1 rRNA gene is annotated in these 2,565 nt (G+C 51.7%); it reads right to left on the reverse strand.

Going from position 1 to position 2,565, the window contains the following annotated elements:
• Positions 1-92 precede the first annotated feature (92 nt).
• Positions 93-2,565: ribosomal RNA gene (locus CDO81_RS27400) — 23S ribosomal RNA — on the reverse strand; the annotation flags it as partial.

Here is a 2,565-nt window from a genome sequence, read left to right on the forward strand (position 1 = left end):
GCGGAATCAGTATTTTGATTGCGTCTTCAGTACTTCGAAGAACGACATAACTTGAACACTTACCTTGATCTGCAGCTTGCAGTCAAAGTTATAGGGTCAAGCCTCACGGGCAATTAGTACTGGTTAGCTTAACGCATTACTGCGCTTCCACACCCAGCCTATCAACGTCCTGGTCTCGAACGACCCTTCAGGGGGCTCAAGGCCCCGGCAAGACTCATCTTGAGACGAGTTTCCCGCTTAGATGCTTTCAGCGGTTATCTCTTCCGCACTTAGCTACTCGGCAATGCCACTGGCGTGACAACCGATACACCAGAGGTGCGTCCACTCCGGTCCTCTCGTACTAGGAGCAGGCTCTCTCAATCTTGCAGCGCCCACGGAAGATAGGGACCAAACTGTCTCACGACGTTTTAAACCCAGCTCACGTACCTCTTTAAATGGCGAACAGCCATACCCTTGGGACCGGCTACAGCCCCAGGATGAGATGAGCCGACATCGAGGTGCCAAACACCGCCGTCGATATGAACTCTTGGGCGGTATCAGCCTGTTATCCCCAGAGTACCTTTTATCCGTTGAGCGATGGCCCTTCCATACAGAACCACCGGATCACTTTGTCCTACTTTCGTACCTGCTCGACTTGTCAGTCTCGCAGTCAAGCACGCTTATGCCAATGCACTATCGTCACGATTTCCGACCGTAACTAGCGTACCTTCGAACTCCTCCGTTACGCTTTGGGAGGAGACCGCCCCAGTCAAACTGCCCACCATACACTGTCCCCAACCCGGATCACGGGCCAAGGTTAGAACCTCAAACACACCAGGGTGGTATTTCAACGTCGGCTCCATAAGATCTAGCGACCTTACTTCAAAGCCTCCCACCTATCCTACACAGATCTGTTCAAAGTCCAATGTAAAGCTACAGTAAAGGTTCATGGGGTCTTTCCGTCTTTCCGCGGGGAGATTGCATCATCACAAACATTTCAACTTCGCTGAGTCTCTGGAGGAGACAGTGTGGCCATCATTACTCCATTCGTGCAGGTCGGAACTTACCCGACAAGGAATTTCGCTACCTTAGGACCGTTATAGTTACGGCCGCCGTTTACTGGGACTTCAGTCAAGAGCTTGCACCCCATCATTTAATCTTCCAGCACCGGGCAGGAGTCACACCCTATACGTCGACTTTCGTCTTTGCAGAGTGCTGTGTTTTTAATAAACAGTTGCAGCCACCGATTCTCTGCGGCCTCATTGGGCTCCCCAAGTAAATGGTTCACCTACTAAAGGCACACCTTCTTCCGAAGTTACGGTGTCAATTTGCCGAGTTCCTTCTCCAGAGTTCTCTCAAGCGCCTTAGAATACTCATCTCGCGCACCAGTGTCGGTTTGCGGTACGGTCGTTGCAAGCTGAAGCTTAGTGGCTTTTCCTGGAAGCAGGGTATCACTCACTTCGGAGGCAAGCCTCCTCGTTATCACGCCTCATCTAAGCTCTCCGGATTTGCCTAAAGAGCACGACTACACGCTTGAACCGGGACATCCAACACCCGGCTGAGCTAACCTTCTCCGTCCCCACATCGCACTTGCAATCGGTACAGGAATATTGACCTGTTTCCCATCAGCTACGCATCTCTGCCTCGCCTTAGGGGCCGACTCACCCTACGCCGATGAACGTTGCGTAGGAAACCTTGCGCTTTCGGCGAGGGGGCTTTTCACCCCCTTTAACGCTACTCATGTCAGCATTCGCACTTCTGATACCTCCAGCAGGCTTCACAACCTACCTTCACAGGCTTACAGAACGCTCTCCTACCACGCATATTGCTATGCATCCGCAGCTTCGGTAACTGGCTTAGCCCCGTTACATCTTCCGCGCAGGACGACTCGATCAGTGAGCTATTACGCTTTCTTTAAATGATGGCTGCTTCTAAGCCAACATCCTGACTGTTTTAGCCTTCCCACTTCGTTTCCCACTTAGCCAATTTTAGGGACCTTAGCTGGCGGTCTGGGTTGTTTCCCTCTTGAGTCCGGACGTTAGCACCCGGTGCTCTGTCTCCCAAGCTGTACTCTGCGGTATTCGGAGTTTGCATAGGTTTGGTAAGTCGCCATGACCCCCTAGCCTAAACAGTGCTCTACCCCCGCAGGTAATACTTGAGGCACTACCTAAATAGTTTTCGGAGAGAACCAGCTATTTCCAAGTTTGTTTAGCCTTTCACCCCTATCCACAGCTCATCCGCTAGTTTTGCAACACTAGTCGGTTCGGACCTCCAGCACCTGTTACGGTACCTTCATCCTGGCCATGGATAGATCACTTGGTTTCGGGTCTACACCCAGCGACTATTCGCCCTATTCGGACTCGATTTCTCTACGGCTTCCCTATTCGGTTAACCTCGCCACTGAATGTAAGTCGCTGACCCATTATACAAAAGGTACGCCGTCACCCTTGCGGGCTCCGACTTTTTGTATGCATGCGGTTTCAGGATCTATTTCACTCCCCTCCCGGGGTTCTTTTCGCCTTTCCCTCACGGTACTTGTTCACTATCGGTCGATTACGAGTATTTAGCCTTGGAGGATGGTCCCCC

The organism is Roseateles puraquae (assembly GCF_002205845.1).
Classification (GTDB): Bacteria; Pseudomonadota; Gammaproteobacteria; order Burkholderiales; family Burkholderiaceae_C; genus Pelomonas; species Pelomonas puraquae.